The sequence below is a fragment of the Fulvivirga aurantia genome (assembly GCF_009711475.1).
Taxonomy (GTDB): domain Bacteria; phylum Bacteroidota; class Bacteroidia; order Cytophagales; family Cyclobacteriaceae; genus Fulvivirga; species Fulvivirga aurantia.
The window spans coordinates 1-1,803 of the sequence record NZ_SMMD01000332.1 but is presented as its reverse complement, the minus strand read 5'-3'; the positions used below and the strand labels follow the sequence as shown (position 1 = coordinate 1,803).

The window sequence follows — 1,803 nt, the reverse complement described above, 5'->3', positions numbered from 1 at the left end:
TATGAGTAGAGTTACAGATCTTTTGAAGGAGAGTTATTGTCACATTTATTTCAACCACGAAGAAGAAGTGCTTTATGCTGAGTGGATAGGCTTTTTGAAGGCAGATCAGGTGCAGGTAGGGTGTAAAGCAATGACTGATTATATTAAGAAAAACAAAGTAAAAACGCATTTAAGCGATCACAGAAAATTGCGTGTTTTAGCGAAAGAGGTGCAGGGCTACCTTACGGAAGAATGGTTTCCTGAAGTAGAGTCAAACGGGTTGAGACGTGTTGCTGTACTGGTTTCGGATGACGTTTTTGCTAAAGCTACAGTTGATAAGGTAAACACAACAGCCAAAGTGGGGCAGCTCGTGATCAAAACCTTTAATGCACCTAAGGACTGTATCAATTGGCTATCTGAGGTGAAAGCTGAGGTGTAATGACGGCCATTCTCCAAAAACAACAGTTTTGGTATGATAGCCTAAAGCAGCAGGGACTTGATGATCAGAAAATAGCCTCACTAGACCCATTAGGAATGGATGAAGCATTGCAAAAACTGCCATCATTAAATGCCAATGGAGAAATTGGTGAGATGGTCAGAGATTTGTATAAACATCTGCCATTCCCGGTTAGACTTGAAAGGTTTTCTTATCAGGAGTGTTTGGCGGCTATGAGAGATATTGGTCTCTATCTTGGCTCAATTAAAAAGCATGGGAAGGAACCTCTTGAGGAGGTTCCTGAACTTGATTATGTGCTGGGTGTATTGAGTGAAAAGACAGATTTGCCACCAAGAGATACATTGCTGCATTATTCGCTTTGGAATCCTGAAGGGGAGCGCATGCGCACTTATACACACTATGAGGACGAGCGCGAGCTGATAAGAAGTGTAAAGGTAGCTATGACCCCGCTTTTTAGAGCCATCTATCAACTCATTGATCTCTACTGGTGCGATGTTGAAAGTGAAGATTTTTCGATAATTGCTGAGCGCACCAAAGCTGATTTCAGGTATGTGATTGATGGCGTGGTTATAGCTAAGAAGAATGTTTCTCCGGCTTTATTTGCCAGAGAATTACGATTATACTTCGATCCTATTGAGATTTATAAGGAGCAGGTGATCGGGCCGGGAGCTGTTGAGATGCCTCTTTTTGTGTATGATTATATACTTTGGGGCTCTGATGTGCGCAGTGAAGTTTACCAGCAGTTTTCTCGTACTTATGTGCCCTTTACCTTGCCATGGTTAAGAGATGTCTACTTCAACTTTATGAACAAACCTTCTTTGGTGACTAAGGTGAGTCGTATGTTGGCCTCTAATCCTGAAAATGAAACGATAGTAAAGTCTGCGAAGTCACTTCTTGAGCTGTGTAAGCTTGAGAAAAGCTTTAGGATGCCTCATAAGAAAATGGCTGAAGAGTCTTATTTGCACGAGCCGGAGAAAACAAGAGAAAAAGGTAGTGGGGGATACTCAACTTCTATATTGGGTGAAGTGCTGAGTGAAAATATTAAGCAAATGAATAAACTTGATTTGGCCATAAAGGCCTGTCAGGCTTAAAATAACATTTGACTGATAACCAAAAAGTCTACTTCATTTGAAGTAGACTTTTTTATTTTCATTTGGTTCTTATTGAGCTTCTAGCCATCTCTGCGCTTCTGTCATAGACTTGAAGGTAGTTACAATTTCGCCATCTGGCTTTGCATTTTGTGCTGATAGCTCAGCAAAAATGTTATCAGAGAATATCCAGGCAAAATGTTTAAGTCCGGCTTTCTCCATTTCTGGAAACCAAACTGTAGCCGTCCACTCAGCAGCGTCTTGCCAAGGACCTGTTAC

At 41.3% G+C, this 1,803-nt stretch carries 2 protein-coding genes and 1 pseudogene; 2 read left to right on the top strand and 1 reads right to left on the bottom strand.

Features of this window, described 5'->3' with window-relative positions; genetic code table 11:
* Both E1176_RS20355 and E1176_RS01550 read left to right on the top strand, forming a co-directional pair.
* Nucleotides 1-418 (top strand): hypothetical protein (locus E1176_RS20355; protein ID WP_185152542.1); only part of this gene is annotated, 418 nt, incomplete at its 5' end.
* On the top strand, nt 418-1,527 hold the full coding sequence (locus tag E1176_RS01550; RefSeq protein ID WP_155208820.1) for a monodechloroaminopyrrolnitrin synthase PrnB family protein: 1,110 nt from the start codon (nt 418-420) through the stop codon (nt 1,525-1,527). The genes E1176_RS20355 and E1176_RS01550, both read left to right, overlap by 1 nt.
* A 69-nt stretch (nt 1,528-1,596) precedes the next feature.
* Here E1176_RS01550 and E1176_RS20350 read toward each other — a convergent pair.
* Nucleotides 1,597-1,803: pseudogene (locus E1176_RS20350) on the bottom strand (hypothetical protein); the annotation flags it as partial.

What these genes read in the sequence shown, in the direction of transcription:
- E1176_RS01550 (WP_155208820.1), top strand. Translation starts at nt 418, where the DNA reads ATGACGGCCATTCTCCAAAAACAACAGTTTTGGTATGATAGCCTAAAG.